Source organism: Rhizobium sp. 05L429 (assembly GCF_056397645.1).
The window spans coordinates 68,214-81,384 of the sequence record NZ_JBFTNV010000018.1 but is presented as its reverse complement, the minus strand read 5'-3'; the positions used below and the strand labels follow the sequence as shown (position 1 = coordinate 81,384).

Below are 13,171 nucleotides of genomic sequence, written 5' to 3'. Positions count from 1 at the left end.
TCGCGCCGGGAGGGTTGCGGGAAACGGGGAGGTAAACGGGCTATTTCAATCCGGCCACTCCCCGAAAAGATAAATATAAGACAACAGAAAAAGGTTGGGAAAAATGAAGTACAAGCTCCTGTCCGTAGCAGCCGGCGCAGCAGTTTTCGCTCTTGGCGCTTCGGCCGCTTCGGCCACTACTCTTCAAGACGTAAAGGCAAAAGGTTTTGTCCAGTGCGGCGTCAATACCGGTCTTGCCGGCTTTGCTGCCCCTGATGCGTCCGGCAACTGGTCGGGCTTCGACGTTGATTTCTGCCGCGCGGTTTCCGCTGCGGTCTTCGGCGACCCCAACAAGGTGAAGTTCACCCCTCTCAGCGCCGCCAACCGCTTCCCGGCTCTGCAGTCCGGCGAAGTCGATGTGCTTGCCCGTAACACGACCTGGACGATCAACCGCGACACGGCTCTCGGCCTGAACTTCCGCTTCGTAAATTATTATGACGGCCAGGGCTTCATGGTCCGCAAGAGCCTGAACGTGAAGTCGGCACTCGAGCTTTCCGGCGCCTCTGTCTGCGTTCAGTCCGGCACCACGACCGAGCTCAATCTTGCCGACTACTTCAAAGCCAACAACCTGCAGTACAATCCGGTCGTCTTCGAGAAGCTCGACGAAGTCAACGCCGCCTACGACTCTGGCCGTTGCGATGTCTATACGACCGACCAGTCGGKTCTCTACTCGCTGCGTCTGACGCTGAAGAACCCCGACGAGCACGTGATCCTGCCGGAAATCATCTCCAAGGAGCCGCTCGCCCCAGCCGTACGCCAGGGTGACGACCAGTGGTTCGATATCATCAGCTGGGTCGGCTACGCGATGATCAATGCCGAAGAGTTCGGCATCACGCAGGCCAATGTCGACGAGATGAAGAGCTCCCCGAACCCGGATATCAAGCGTTTCCTCGGCGTTGAAGCCGATACGAAGATCGGTACTGACCTCGGCCTGACCAACGAATGGGCCTACAACGTCGTCAAGAACGTCGGCAACTATGGCGAAGTCTTCGAGAAGAACATCGGCCAGGGCAGCCAGCTGAAGATCGCGCGCGGCCTCAATGCTCTCTGGAGCAAGGGTGGCATTCAGTACGCTCCGCCGGTTCGTTAATCGGCATACCGCATGAAAGCCGGAAAGGCGGGTCACCGCCTTTCCTCCTCCTATAAAAAAGCTCCGCAAAGGAGCACATAACGTGGGGAATTGGCCAGGCATGACGCATCAGGTTGCGGATCGAACACCCATACCCAAGAGCGGCTGGAGCTTTCAGTCCGCCCTCTATGACCCCAAAATCCGGGGCATCTTCTTTCAAGCTCTTACTATCGTCCTTCTGGTCGCGCTGATCTGGTCGATTGCCCACAATACGGCAGTCAATCTGGCGCGCGCCAACATCGCATCGGGTTTCGGCTTTCTGAACGGTCGCGCCGGCTTCGAAGTCGGGCAATCGCTGATCCCGTACTCAGCCGATTCGACCTATGGCCGGGCGCTGCTCGTCGGCTTTCTGAATACGCTTCTTATCGCGATTACCGGCATCATCACCGCGACGATCATCGGCTTCGTCATCGGTATCGGCCGCCTGTCACGGAACTGGCTGATCGCCAAGCTCTGCACTGTCTATGTGGAAGTCTTCCGCAACATTCCGCCGCTGCTCGTGATCTTCTTCTGGTATTCGGGCGTTCTCGCTGTTCTGCCCAATGCTCGCGACTCGCTGCATCTGCCGCTCGGATCGTATCTGAACAATCGTGGCCTCGCCTTCCCCAAGCCTATCTTCGGCGAGGGTTTCTGGCTGGCCGGGATCGCCTTCGTCATTGCGATCATCGCCGCTATCGCAACGGCGCGCTGGGCGCATCGCCGTCAGGCAGCAACGGGCCAGCCGTTCCACACGATCTGGGTGTCGGCCGGTCTCATCGTCGGCCTGCCGCTCCTCGCCTTCCTTATCGCAGGCGCACCGCTTTCCTTCGACTTCCCAGTCGCCGGCAAGTTCAACCTGACCGGCGGTTCGGTGGTCGGCCCGGAATTCATGTCGCTCTTCCTGGCGCTATCCTTCTATACAGCGGCCTTCATTGCCGAGATCGTGCGTTCAGGCATTCGTGGCGTGCCCAAGGGACAGACGGAGGCGGCGGCCGCGCTCGGCCTGCATCCTTCGGCGATCACCCGGCTGGTGGTCATTCCACAGGCCTTCCGCATCATCATCCCGCCGCTGAGCAGCCAGTACCTGAACCTCACCAAGAACTCGTCGCTGGCGATCGCCATCGGTTTTGCCGATCTCGTCGCCGTCGGCAGCACGACGCTCAACCAAACAGGCCAGTCCGTTGAAGTGATCCTCATCTGGGCAGTCATCTATCTGGCACTGAGCGTTGCCACTTCGCTGCTGATGAACTGGTTCAACGCCAAGATGGCTCTGGTGGAGAGATAAGATGAGCGATAGTTTCGTCAGAACCACCATGCTGTCGCAGGAGCCGCCGCCATCGGGAGAAAAGGGCGCCGGCGCCTGGATCCGCCGCAATCTGATTGCGACGCCCAAGGACATCGTCCTCACGCTTCTGGCCGCCACCTTTCTTGCCTGGGCACTGCCGCATGCCTTCAACTGGCTGTTCGTACAGGCGGTCTGGACCGGTACGGATCGCACCTTCTGTGCGACGACCGTGCAGGGCGGCATCCAGCCTGATGGTTGGAGTGGCGCCTGCTGGGCCTTCGTCAACGCCAAGTTCGACCAGTTCATCTATGGACGCTATCCGCTCGACGAGCGCTGGCGGCCGACGCTGGTCGGCATTCTCTTCGTGCTTCTGCTCGTACCGATGCTCATCCCGTCGGCGCCGCGCAAGGGGTTGAATGCGATCCTGCTCTTCCTGGTGCTGCCAATCGTATCCTTCGTTCTGCTTTATGGCGGCTTCGGCCTCGAAATCGTCGATACCCCGCTCTGGGGTGGGCTCATGGTGACGCTGGTGCTCTCCTTCGTGGGCATCGTCGTCTCCTTCCCGGTCGGTATTCTTCTGGCGCTCGGCAGACGGTCGCATATGCCTGTCATCCGCATGGTGAGCATCGTTTTCATCGAAGTCGTCCGCGGGGTGCCGCTGATCACGGTCCTCTTCATGGCCAGCGTGGTATTGCCGCTGTTCCTGCCGGCAGGCTGGACCGTGGACAAGCTTCTGCGCGCCATCATCGGCGTGTCGATCTTCGCCTCAGCCTATATGGCCGAGGTCATTCGCGGCGGCCTGCAGGCCATTCCGAAAGGACAGTTCGAGGGTGCGGATTCGCTTGGCCTCGGCTACTGGCAAAAAATGCGGCTGATCATCATGCCGCAGGCGATCAAGCTGGTAATCCCCGGCATCGTCAACACCTTCATCGGCATGTTCAAGGATACGTCGCTGGTATCGATCATCAGCATGTTCGACCTGCTCGGCATCGTGCGGCTGAACTTCACCGACGCGAACTGGGCAACCGCGGTAACGCCGCTGACCGGACTGATTTTCGCCGGCTTCGCCTTCTGGCTTTTCTGCTTCGGCATGTCGCGCTATTCAGCATTCATGGAACGTCATCTCGACACCGGCCACACGAGATAAGAAGGAACAACAATGGCAGAGCCCCTCACCAAGAAATTGACCGTGTCGACGACCGACGTCGCCGTCGATATCGTCAACATGAACAAGTGGTATGGTGATTTCCACGTGCTCCGCGACATCAACCTGAAGGTCATGCGCGGCGAGCGCATCGTCATCGCCGGCCCGTCGGGTTCCGGCAAATCGACGATGATCCGCTGCATCAACCGTCTGGAAGAGCACCAGAAGGKCCAGATCGTCGTTGACGGCACGGAACTGACCAACGACCTCAAGAAGATCGACGAAGTGCGCCGTGAAGTCGGCATGGTGTTCCAGCACTTCAACCTCTTCCCGCATCTGACAATCCTGGAAAACTGCACGCTGGCGCCGATCTGGGTGCGCAAGATGCCGAAGAAGCAGGCCGAAGATATCGCCATGCACTTCTTGAAGCGCGTCAAGATTCCCGAGCAGGCCAACAAATATCCGGGCCAGCTTTCGGGTGGCCAGCAGCAGCGCGTGGCGATTGCCCGCTCGCTCTGCATGAACCCGAAGATCATGCTGTTCGACGAGCCGACCTCGGCGCTCGATCCGGAGATGATCAAGGAAGTGCTGGACACGATGGTGGGCCTTGCCGAAGAAGGCATGACGATGCTCTGCGTCACCCACGAAATGGGGTTTGCCCGCCAGGTTGCGAACCGTGTGATCTTCATGGACCAGGGCCAGATCGTCGAGCAGAATTCGCCGGCTGAATTCTTCGACAATCCTCAGCACGAGCGCACCAAGCTGTTCCTCAGCCAGATCCTGCACTGATCGGACGCGCATGGAGATTCAAAACCCGCCGACTGATTGCCGGCGGGTTTTTCGTGCAGTTTACTAAAGCTTGTCAGGATCCATGAGATCGGCTTGCCACGCTCTTTAGGTCTTTGTTTTACGCATGTCTTTAGCGGGAGGCGGCGGAGCGCAGCAGCCCGCAAAGTCCTGCAAGCTCCGGGTCGTAGCCTCCGGAAACAGATATGTCCCGGCAGCGGATCAGCATCTTGCGCCGGTCATTGACAGGCATTGTCCTGAAACGCTCGACAACCGCCGAGGACGAGCTGCTGGCCCCGGCCACTGAGCCGGCTCCGTCACCGACTTCATCAGCGCCGCCGCCAGGGCCGAGATTCAAGCCATTCGGCCCAAAAAGCGTAGAGCTTGTTGCATCTTCGCCGCTGAGGCGAACATCGACATTTGCGCCTGTACCAGAGCTGTCGAGAGCACGTGCGTTGACTTTTGCGTTGAGACTGCGGCTGCCACCAGCACCAAGATCGACGTTGGCATTGACGCCATCTCGCCCGCCGACGTCTGCACCCACATCAGCGTTCACGCCCTTGGCGCCGCCGACGGAGGCGTTCGCTTTCGTGTTTAAACCGCCTGAGTTGGCCGATGCGCCCACATCCGCACTTATGCCTCCAACATTGGCAGAAACGCCAAGATCGAGCGCTCGCGCAGTGGCGGCAGATAATGACAAAACGATGCAGGCCGAAGCAAAAAACGCAAGCGACCGCATGTGAGAAATGCACTTCATGACTTCCTCCGTTTTTTCGACAAACCGAGGAACGCGCGTACCTTCGATCGAGCGGGCCGTCCTCCATCGGAATAACCCGTTCGGATTAAACGCGGTCAAGTTGTGAATGTTTTCGGCGGCGCTCTCAAAAATATATGATAGTTAATATATTCTAAAATAACTATCTGGCACTGCTTCAAAATGGGTCAAATATAGCCCCTTTGGATGAGCGCGGCCGGCCTGCTGGCCGGCCGCAATGGTCGTATAACCCTCAATCAGATCAGTTGCTTCCGTCGTTCGGACGGGATTTCCGCGCCTCGGCGCTGCTGGAGGAGGCTGTTTTGCCATCCGGTTGCTGGCCGAAGTAAGTGCCGMCAAGATGTCCTCCGGCACTGGTGTTCTCTACCTGCCGCTCTGTTTTCTTGCGGATTTTCGTCTGCATCGGTTTTGCTCATTCTGCTCTCCATTGTTCGAAAAAATGGACATCTGGACAACCGATGCGGCCCGATAGGGTTCCATAAAAGATGGCCGCGGCGGCCTGGCACAGCCGACTCTCGGAACCAAAATGACTGCGAAGACTTTCCTGCCTTGGTTATGACAAAGCCGACGGTATATCCTTCCTGCGATATCAAAGGAGACGAAAATGAAAAAGATACTCGCGACCACAATCGCCGCAGCCTCTTTGCTCCAGGCTTTTGCCATGAGCGCCAGCGCAGCGGACTTGGTGCGGCGGGAGCCGCCGGTAGCTCCCGATGTAAGCGGGGGCGTAAAGATCGGCTACCTCGCTTGCGATATCGGCGGCGGCATAGGCTATGTGCTCGGGTCTTCCAAGCAGATCGATTGCGTCTTCCAGCCGACCAGCAGCAACGAATCGCCTGAGCACTACAGTGGTGCGTTGCGCAAGTTCGGCGTGGATCTCGGCTTTACCACACGTGGCCGCCTGCTTTGGGCAGTGTTTGCGCCGACGGCCGGCTATCACCGCGGCTCGTTGGCTGGCCTCTACCAGGGCGCGACCGCTGAAGCCACACTCGTCGGCGGCATCGGCACCAACGTGCTCTTCGGCGGCACTTCCGGCTCGGTCCACCTGCAGACGATCAGCGTCACCGGCCAGCTCGGCATCAATGTTGCCGCGACAGGCACATCCATGACGCTATCGCCTGAGAGCTAAGCGGCTACGAGCGAAGAAAACAAAAGCCGGCGGTGCATCGGATATGACGATGCACGCCGGCTTAATTCTTGCTTCCGATTGCAATGTAGCGCTTGGCCACAGTCGCGATATCTAGCAAATTCTCTGGAAAACTGGCGACCCCTGCAGGACTCGAACCTGCGACCTGCTGCTTAGAAGGCAGCTGCTCTATCCAGTTGAGCTAAGGGGCCATCTATATGCCGCGATCCGCGGCATCAGGCATATTCTGTATCACACCGAAGACGGATCAGTGCGTCCAGGGCTGCGTGCGCGTATAACGGAAGTTATCCGGATAAGCGACGACCTGTCGTGCAGGCTCCTTTGGAGCGATAACGCGGTATTCGATCCCGCTGCGCTTGGCATAGGCTTCAGCAAGCTCCTGCGTTTCGAAGGTCAGCTTCAGCTGCTGGCGCATATCGCCTGAAGACGTGTAGCCCATGATCGGGTCGATCTTGCGCGGCTGCTCCTGATCGAACTCCAGCACCCAGAGGTGGGTTTTGGCTTTGCCGGACTGCATTGCGGTCTTGGCCGGACGATAGATCTTAGCAGACATGACTGCGGCGCCTCCGATATGCGGGCAACGCCCGCCTTTCATAACTCAACCTGGAACCAGGCTTTCTTCCACACCGAACATGGCAGGAAGAAGTGAATTTTGCTTATCCGCAAATCCCCGTTTTTTCAAGGGAAAAACGCCACTGCTGCGGCATTGGCAGGTCGGCGAAACCGAACGCCGCGTAGCGCGTTTCTTATACAGAGCGCTTGATGCGCAGCCCTTATTCGCCGCCGTGTGTGGATAAGCGGGCAATTCTGTTACACAATCCGAAATGTTTCGGATTGTTGCATGTTTTGATCGCTTTCTAATTGTTATAAGCGGCATAGGCGACTAGGGTACCTACCAACCGTTGTGACACGGGTGAGAGCGATGAGAACCTCGGCAGAATTCCATGCCATCATGATTGGAGCAAGTATCACTGCGTTTTTCTACGCGGCGATCAGCTATGCTCAATATGTCGGCCTGCTTGCTCAGGGCTGAATCACGGCGCACGTGAGTAGGCGTGCTTTGCGAAGCGATGGCATCGCCACCATTTTCCTGACCGGGAAACTTCCTGAGCAAAAATCGGCACGGTAGCCAAAAGGCCTCTACAAACCGCGAAGCCGATCTCAAATAACAGAAATATTGGGAGAAAAATGGTCGGAGTGGAGAGATTCGAACTCCCGACCCTCTGGTCCCAAACCAGATGCGCTACCAGACTGCGCTACACTCCGAGCCTTTGATGGCAGCGGGAATACACGCTTCCCCCTGCCCTAGCAACCCCATAAATCCACCTCAGCCGGCAGATTTCACAGGCTTACTTCGCCTTTTTTGTTGTCGTGGCGCTGACGAGACGGTCGCCAGKGCGKATATTGAGCTTGTGGGCCGTGCCGGCGTTCACCTCGACCACATAGCGGACCTCACCCATCGAATCGATGATGTCGCGGGAATAGGGCTTTGCGTCTTCCTTGATATGGGTGATGACACCCCTGTCATCCGCGAAAAGCATGTCGAGCGGCAGGACGGTATTTTCCATCCACATGGTGACGCGCCGCGACACGCCGAAATCAAAGATCATGCCAGCGTCTTCAGCCATTGCCTTGCGGAACATCAGGCCATAGGCGCGCTGGTCGCCGGTAGCAGCGATCTCCACGGTGAAGTGCAGCATTTTGCCGGTAGCCGTCTGGATGATCAGCGGCTCTTTATCGAAGTGCATGTCCTGCTGCGCAAATGCCGGCAGAGCGACCATGAAAAAAAGCGCCATCAAGGCGCTTCTCATCATCTCGACAGAGACCAGGCCACGCATCAATGAGACCGGCCGACCGGGCTCGGAACGTCAGGATGGATCTCCGCAGCCATCAGCCCCTTCTCGCCATCACMGAAGCGCACCAGTACCACCTGGCCGGGGCGCAGTTCGGTGAGGCCGAAGCGGCGGAGCGTTTCCATATGCACGAAGATGTCTTCCGTGCCCTCACCGCGTGTGAGGAAGCCGAAGCCCTTGGTGCGGTTGAACCACTTCACCAGGGCGCGCTCGAGGCCACTGGTTGCAGTGACCTGCACATGGGTGCGAACCGGCGGCATCTGCGAGGGATGGATCGCAGTCGACTGATCCATGGAGAGGATCTTGAAGGCCTGGAAGCCACGCTCGCGGCGCTGGATGAGAGCGACGATGCGGGTGCCCTCAAGAATGGTCTGGTAGCCGTCGCGCCTCAGGCAGGTTACGTGCAGCAGCACATCCTGCATGCCGTTGTCGGGAACGATGAAGCCAAAACCCTTGGCCACGTCGAACCATTTCACCACGCCGGTGATTTCAACGAGGTCAACCGGTTCTCCCGACAACTCTTCAAGGTCGGTAAAGCCATTCGATGAAATCCTGTCAGCCATGTCGCCAGCCCCTCAATACGCGTCACACTGTTACGGTTAACTGATTCTTGAAATCAAGATTAACATCTTGGTAACGGATAAGCGCAAGTCCTAGTTTTCGGTTATTCCCAACTGTACATTTTATAGCGATGACTTGCCCGAAGCTGGTGTCCGTTACCCAGACGGGCTAGCCTGAAAAGAGAGAGGAAACAAAATGCGTTATCTCCACACCATGGTTCGCGTCAAAGATCTCGACGCCTCCCTCCATTTTTACTCCACCCTGTTCGGTCTCGAGGAAGTCCGCCGCCATGAGAACGAGAAGGGCCGCTTCACGCTCGTTTTCCTGGCTGCCCGGGACGATATCGACCGTGCCCGTAGCGAAAAGACTCCCTGCCTCGAACTTACCTATAACTGGGACGAGGAGGATTATACCGGAGGACGCAATTTCGGTCACCTCGCCTATGAGGTGGATGACATCTACGCGATTTGCCAGAAATTGATGGATAGCGGTATTACGATTAACCGTCCGCCGCGCGACGGTAATATGGCCTTCGTGCGTTCGCCTGACGGCATCTCAATCGAGATTCTGCAAAAGGGCGAGAAACTGGCCCCGACCGAGCCCTGGCTTTCGATGGGCAATACCGGCGCCTGGTAAGCCAAGCTGCGGGCAAGCTTCACGCGGCATTCTCCGGCTCTATCGTAACGGAAGTGCGCTTTCGGGCGCCTTCCGCATTCACCGGAGATTTCGCGGTTGACCAAGAATAACAAGCGGATTGCCACTCCGCGCCGGCAGGCTGTTGGTGCTTTGCTGATCGCCAGCTCTGTCCTGGCGCTTTCCGGCTGCGTTTCCGACAAGAAGGCACTTGATTCGGCCGCCGTCGCCACACCGGCTGCAGCAGGACAGCCGGCGCCCCGGCTGGCAGCGGCAATGCCGGCCGCATCTCCCACAGTGTCTAAACAGCTCTATCGCGACCCGATGCTGACGAATGTCTCCGGTGTCGATCCGCAGGTCGCCGCGCAGGATCCGAATGCGGCGCCGGTCCCGCCCGTCGATCCTGCCATGCAGCAGCAGCAGCCGTCCAATATCGGCGGTCTCGTCCTGCAATCGACGCGAATCAACGCGCAGGCGATGAGCATTTTCTCCGATCACCCAGCGCCGCCACAGAACAACTCGACCTCCACGGTCATCCAGCCGCAGGGTGCCAACGCTTACGCACCTCAGAACGCGGTTCCGAGATCGAGCGTGTTCAGCGCGCCCGAGCCACAGCAGGGCGAGATGCTGCCGCAGCGATCGTCGCAGAATACCAGCACGAAGTTTGCGCCTGATCAGACAGCCTCCCTTGCCAGCGGGGATATCCCGGGATCGACGATGAATGCGCTCTACAGCGCGCCGAAGCAGAATCTGCTCAGCAGCCTTTCCGGGCTCTTGCAGAAGGCATCGCTGCCGGGCATGACGCGTATCGCGCCAAACGGCCTGCATGTGCAGAACGACAACGTCCAGGTCGGCTGCTTCAAGCCCGATCTCATGCGGGTCATCAAGACGGTCGAGACTCATTTCGGCAAGCCAGTCGTCGTGACATCGGGCTACCGCGATCCGCAGCATAACCGGGAAGTCGGCGGCGCCGAGGAATCGATGCACAAGAGCTGTGAGGCGGCCGATATCCAGGTCGACGGCATCAGCAAATGGGATATTGCCCAATATATCCGCTCGCTGCCGAACCGCGGTGGCGTCGGCACCTATTGCCATACGGATTCGGTCCACCTGGACACCGGCAATGCCCGCGACTGGAACTGGGGCTGCGGCCGCAAGAGCGCGCCGATTGCCTCGGCACGGGCGATCTGACTTTCAACCCTTTGAAAGCATGACGTGAGGGAAGCGGCCGGCACCAAATTTCCGATGGCCGCCGCAGCCCGTTGATTTGGCTCGAATAATCTTCATTTGCTACCAGCGGAACAGCCTGTCATTTTTTTGCAAAATTTCGAATTTGCCGCTTGCGGGATCGGAAGTGCCTGACTATAAGGGCGCCACCACAGCACGCGCCCTTCGTCTATCGGTTAGGACGACAGATTTTCATTCTGTAAAGAGGGGTTCGACTCCCCTAGGGCGTGCCACTTCTTCTTCCGATCTAGGCCGTCTCTGCCGCTTGCGGAACGCATTGCGCCTTCCTATTTGAGCTGAAGGCCTGCGCCCTTCGTCTATCGGTTAGGACGACAGATTCTCATTCTGTAAAGAGGGGTTCGACTCCCCTAGGGCGTACCAAAATTTCATTTGCGGATATTCCGACCTTAGACCGCATAGCTCTTGCTTCAKGCGCTACTGATTTTCGCGTAATTCAATGATCACATCGCGCGCTATACACCGCGCGGCGCCGTCTTCGCCTTCCCGGMGCATCCTCCTGGCCTTGGGACTTTAGTCCGTTCCGGACAGGCGTTTTTCTGTGCATGATCCAGAATTAGATCGCAACCTGGGGGAGGAATACTGTGATCTACGAAAAGCGGAACGTTGCCGACAGCTCGAAAGAACGGACGCGCTTCGAGAAGGAAGCGGCCGAAGCCCTCAACAAGCATTACCGGCGCCCGATCGCTATCTGGTTTTCCTGGCAGCCAGGGCAGAAGCCCAATACTATCGATTTGCGGGCCACTTCGCAGATTTTGGCTGAAGCTGAAAGCCAGGGACCAACGAGAATTCCATGACTTGCAATGCTCCGAGGCTTAGGCGCCAGAAGGCTCTTTAGCATTTTCAAAGCTCGTCCTCGCCCTGCGATGTGCTAGCAATCCATCCAACGACAAGGTTGGCTTCCCGTCCACCCTCCCCTTTTCCACAAGCCAAGCAAAAAACTGGATAATCCGGCAAAAATTTCTCATTTTGCGGCTTGCGGCGCAGAAAAGTGCTGACTATAAGGGCGCCACCACAGCGCACGCGCCCTTCGTCTATCGGTTAGGACGACAGATTTTCATTCTGTAAAGAGGGGTTCGACTCCCCTAGGGCGTGCCACTCCCCTTCATGACTTCCCTTGCTTTTCATAGAGTTGCCTTCGCGACGCTGATTATGCGCAACATGCCAATTGATGTCGCTCGGCGCGGACTGGACGTCGAATTCCGGCAAGCTGCGCGGCGCCAAAACACGCCCCTCAATCTCGGTAGCAACGTCTCGGAAAGACCATCATTTTCAACAGTATAATCTGCCCAGAATTTGTTTTCGGAATTTACGGGGAATTAGCGAGCGAAGACTAAGATTATTCCGGACAGTTTCACAGATCCGGCACTCCAATATACTCCCTCGCGGCAGGTGACTTTCGAAAATGAGCCACACGGAAACGACCTATACTTCATGGTTTGAACGCATCAAAAACGCACTGATCGGCGCAGTGATTGGCCTCGTGTTGCTCATAGGATGCATCTGGCTGCTGGTCTGGAACGAAGGACGCGCAATCCAGACTTATCGCGCCCTCTCAGAAGGCGCGTCTCAGGTCGTTTCAGTCGATGGCTCTACGATCGATCCGGCAAATGAAGGCAAGCTGGTCCACATCAGCGGAACGGTGAAATCCGATCAGGTTCCCCGAGACAGCCAATTCGGTGTCATCGCCGACGGCGCCGTCGGCCTTTCCCGCAAGGTCGAGATGTATCAGTGGGTAGAAAAGAGCGAGAGCCAGACCAAGAAGACGCTGGGTGGCGGCGAGGAAACGACGACGAGCTATTCCTACAACAGAGAGTGGCGCTCGGACGTCGTCGATTCGAGCCGCTTCAAGCAGCCTGATGACCATCAGAATCCAACCAGCATGCCTGACGGCGCGACTTTCACGGCAAAGACAGCGCATGTCGGCGCCTTCTCGGTGCCGAGCAAGGATATTGCCGGGATCGGCGACTATTCGCGGCTCGCGCTCACCGACGGCGACGTCGAGCGCATCGCTGCCCAGATTGGCGCCGGCCGACCGGCAAGGCGAAGTGTCGAAGGCACCTATATCGGTCAGAACGAGAACCTGCCTGATGTCGGTGATCTCAAGATCGCTTACCAGCGGATCGATGTGGAAACGGCAAGCATCGTCGGCAAGCAGAGCCACGACGCTCTCAGTTCCTATGAGACGACGAACCATCGCAATATCTTCCTCACCGCCGATGGCGATATGGATGCCAGCCAGATGTTCAAATCGGCGGAGAGCGAAAACACCATCATCACCTGGCTTGTCCGCGCCGGCGGCCTGATCGGCTTGTTCGTCAGCTTCAAGCTAATGTTTGGGTTGCTGCCCATTCTCGGAGACCTGATCCCGTTTATCGGCTCGATCATCGGTTTCGGCACCAGCATCGTCGCCTTCGTGCTGACGCTACTGGTCGGTCCTGCCGTCATCGCCATAGGCTGGTTCGCCTACAGGCCGCTGCTGTCAGTCGGCATCATCGCGGGCGGCGTATTACTTGCGGTGATCGTTACCCGTCTTCGCAGAAAAGCGCCACTTTCCCAGCCGCAACCGGCCTGATCTCTGTTCCGGCCAAGGAT

At 57.9% G+C, this 13,171-nt stretch carries 14 protein-coding genes and 5 tRNA genes; 12 read left to right on the top strand and 7 right to left on the bottom strand.

The features are described 5' to 3' along the window. The first annotated feature begins 103 nt into the window (after positions 1-103). The 4 genes from AC1DNW_RS19680 (at position 104) to AC1DNW_RS19665 (ending at position 4,365) form a co-directional block, all read left to right on the top strand. On the top strand, positions 104-1,129 hold the full coding sequence (locus tag AC1DNW_RS19680) for an amino acid ABC transporter substrate-binding protein (protein WP_477854107.1): 1,026 nt from the start codon (positions 104-106) through the stop codon (positions 1,127-1,129). A gap of 100 nt (positions 1,130-1,229) precedes the next feature. Next, entirely contained in the window at positions 1,230-2,432 is a 1,203-nt protein-coding gene (locus AC1DNW_RS19675; protein WP_113310181.1) for an amino acid ABC transporter permease, read from the top strand. Between the two features lies 1 nt (position 2,433). Then, positions 2,434-3,579: an amino acid ABC transporter permease gene (locus AC1DNW_RS19670; RefSeq protein ID WP_113310182.1), complete on the top strand. Its 1,146-nt coding sequence runs from the start codon at positions 2,434-2,436 to the stop codon at positions 3,577-3,579. Between the two features lie 12 nt (positions 3,580-3,591). Then, positions 3,592-4,365 (top strand): amino acid ABC transporter ATP-binding protein, encoded by a 774-nt coding sequence (locus AC1DNW_RS19665; protein ID WP_477854106.1) that lies wholly within the window; start codon positions 3,592-3,594, stop codon positions 4,363-4,365. Positions 4,366-4,495: 130 nt separating this feature from the next. Here AC1DNW_RS19665 and AC1DNW_RS19660 read toward each other — a convergent pair whose 3' ends face one another. Both AC1DNW_RS19660 and AC1DNW_RS19655 read right to left on the bottom strand, forming a co-directional pair. Further along, positions 4,496-5,218 (bottom strand): hypothetical protein, encoded by a 723-nt coding sequence (locus AC1DNW_RS19660; RefSeq protein WP_477854105.1) that lies wholly within the window; start codon positions 5,216-5,218, stop codon positions 4,496-4,498. Positions 5,219-5,378: 160 nt separating this feature from the next. Continuing rightward, positions 5,379-5,540, bottom strand: a complete 162-nt coding sequence (locus tag AC1DNW_RS19655) for a hypothetical protein (RefSeq protein ID WP_477854119.1) — start codon at positions 5,538-5,540, stop codon at positions 5,379-5,381. 201 nt (positions 5,541-5,741) lie between these two features. Between AC1DNW_RS19655 and AC1DNW_RS19650 the strand changes: the two genes are divergently transcribed. After that, positions 5,742-6,266: a DUF992 domain-containing protein gene (locus tag AC1DNW_RS19650; protein WP_113310183.1), complete on the top strand. Its 525-nt coding sequence runs from the start codon at positions 5,742-5,744 to the stop codon at positions 6,264-6,266. A gap of 132 nt (positions 6,267-6,398) precedes the next feature. On the opposite strand, the gene AC1DNW_RS19645 is transcribed toward AC1DNW_RS19650, so the two are convergent. The 5 genes from AC1DNW_RS19645 to AC1DNW_RS19625 form a co-directional block, all read right to left on the bottom strand. Then, positions 6,399-6,475 (bottom strand) — tRNA-Arg (locus tag AC1DNW_RS19645). 56 nt (positions 6,476-6,531) lie between these two features. Then, a complete protein-coding gene (locus tag AC1DNW_RS19640; protein WP_113295742.1) occupies positions 6,532-6,837 on the bottom strand; it encodes an ETC complex I subunit in 306 nt (101 codons plus the stop codon). Between the two features lie 636 nt (positions 6,838-7,473). After that, positions 7,474-7,550, bottom strand: a tRNA-Pro gene (locus tag AC1DNW_RS19635). A gap of 83 nt (positions 7,551-7,633) precedes the next feature. Then, complete coding sequence (locus AC1DNW_RS19630; RefSeq protein WP_477854104.1) at positions 7,634-8,122, bottom strand: DUF192 domain-containing protein; 489 nt, start codon at positions 8,120-8,122, stop codon at positions 7,634-7,636. Then, positions 8,122-8,700, bottom strand: coding sequence for a cold-shock protein (locus AC1DNW_RS19625; RefSeq protein ID WP_477854103.1), 579 nt, complete (start codon positions 8,698-8,700; stop codon positions 8,122-8,124). Before AC1DNW_RS19625 ends, AC1DNW_RS19630 begins: the two co-directional genes overlap by 1 nt. A gap of 193 nt (positions 8,701-8,893) precedes the next feature. Here AC1DNW_RS19625 and AC1DNW_RS19620 point away from each other — a divergent pair, with 193 nt between their 5' ends. From AC1DNW_RS19620 to AC1DNW_RS19590, 7 genes are all read left to right on the top strand, one after another. Further along, complete coding sequence (locus tag AC1DNW_RS19620) at positions 8,894-9,334, top strand: VOC family protein (RefSeq protein WP_113310185.1); 441 nt, start codon at positions 8,894-8,896, stop codon at positions 9,332-9,334. Positions 9,335-9,430: 96 nt separating this feature from the next. Further along, positions 9,431-10,522, top strand: a complete 1,092-nt coding sequence (locus AC1DNW_RS19615) for a YcbK family protein (RefSeq protein ID WP_477854102.1) — start codon at positions 9,431-9,433, stop codon at positions 10,520-10,522. A 194-nt stretch (positions 10,523-10,716) separates the two neighbouring features. Then, positions 10,717-10,791, top strand: a tRNA-Glu gene (locus tag AC1DNW_RS19610). Between the two features lie 73 nt (positions 10,792-10,864). After that, a tRNA-Glu gene (locus tag AC1DNW_RS19605) sits at positions 10,865-10,939 on the top strand. Positions 10,940-11,160: 221 nt separating this feature from the next. Beyond that, positions 11,161-11,373 carry a hypothetical protein gene (locus AC1DNW_RS19600; protein ID WP_113310186.1) on the top strand — a complete coding sequence of 71 codons (213 nt, stop codon included), beginning with the start codon at positions 11,161-11,163 and terminating at the stop codon, positions 11,371-11,373. Positions 11,374-11,599: 226 nt separating this feature from the next. Then, positions 11,600-11,674, top strand: a tRNA-Glu gene (locus AC1DNW_RS19595). 307 nt (positions 11,675-11,981) lie between these two features. Beyond that, complete coding sequence (locus AC1DNW_RS19590; protein WP_113310187.1) at positions 11,982-13,151, top strand: TMEM43 family protein; 1,170 nt, start codon at positions 11,982-11,984, stop codon at positions 13,149-13,151. The last annotated feature ends 20 nt before the right edge of the window (positions 13,152-13,171 follow it).

Excerpts from the sequence above, each read along its gene's own strand:
- AC1DNW_RS19640 (WP_113295742.1), bottom strand. The coding sequence starts at position 6,837 with ATGTCTGCTAAGATCTATCGTCCGGCCAAGACCGCAATGCAGTCCGGC.
- AC1DNW_RS19620 (WP_113310185.1), top strand. The coding sequence starts at position 8,894 with ATGCGTTATCTCCACACCATGGTTCGCGTCAAAGATCTCGACGCCTCC.
- AC1DNW_RS19650 (WP_113310183.1), top strand. The coding sequence starts at position 5,742 with ATGAAAAAGATACTCGCGACCACAATCGCCGCAGCCTCTTTGCTCCAG.
- AC1DNW_RS19590 (WP_113310187.1), top strand. The coding sequence starts at position 11,982 with ATGAGCCACACGGAAACGACCTATACTTCATGGTTTGAACGCATCAAA.
- AC1DNW_RS19675 (WP_113310181.1), top strand. The coding sequence starts at position 1,230 with ATGACGCATCAGGTTGCGGATCGAACACCCATACCCAAGAGCGGCTGG.
- AC1DNW_RS19670 (WP_113310182.1), top strand. The coding sequence starts at position 2,434 with ATGAGCGATAGTTTCGTCAGAACCACCATGCTGTCGCAGGAGCCGCCG.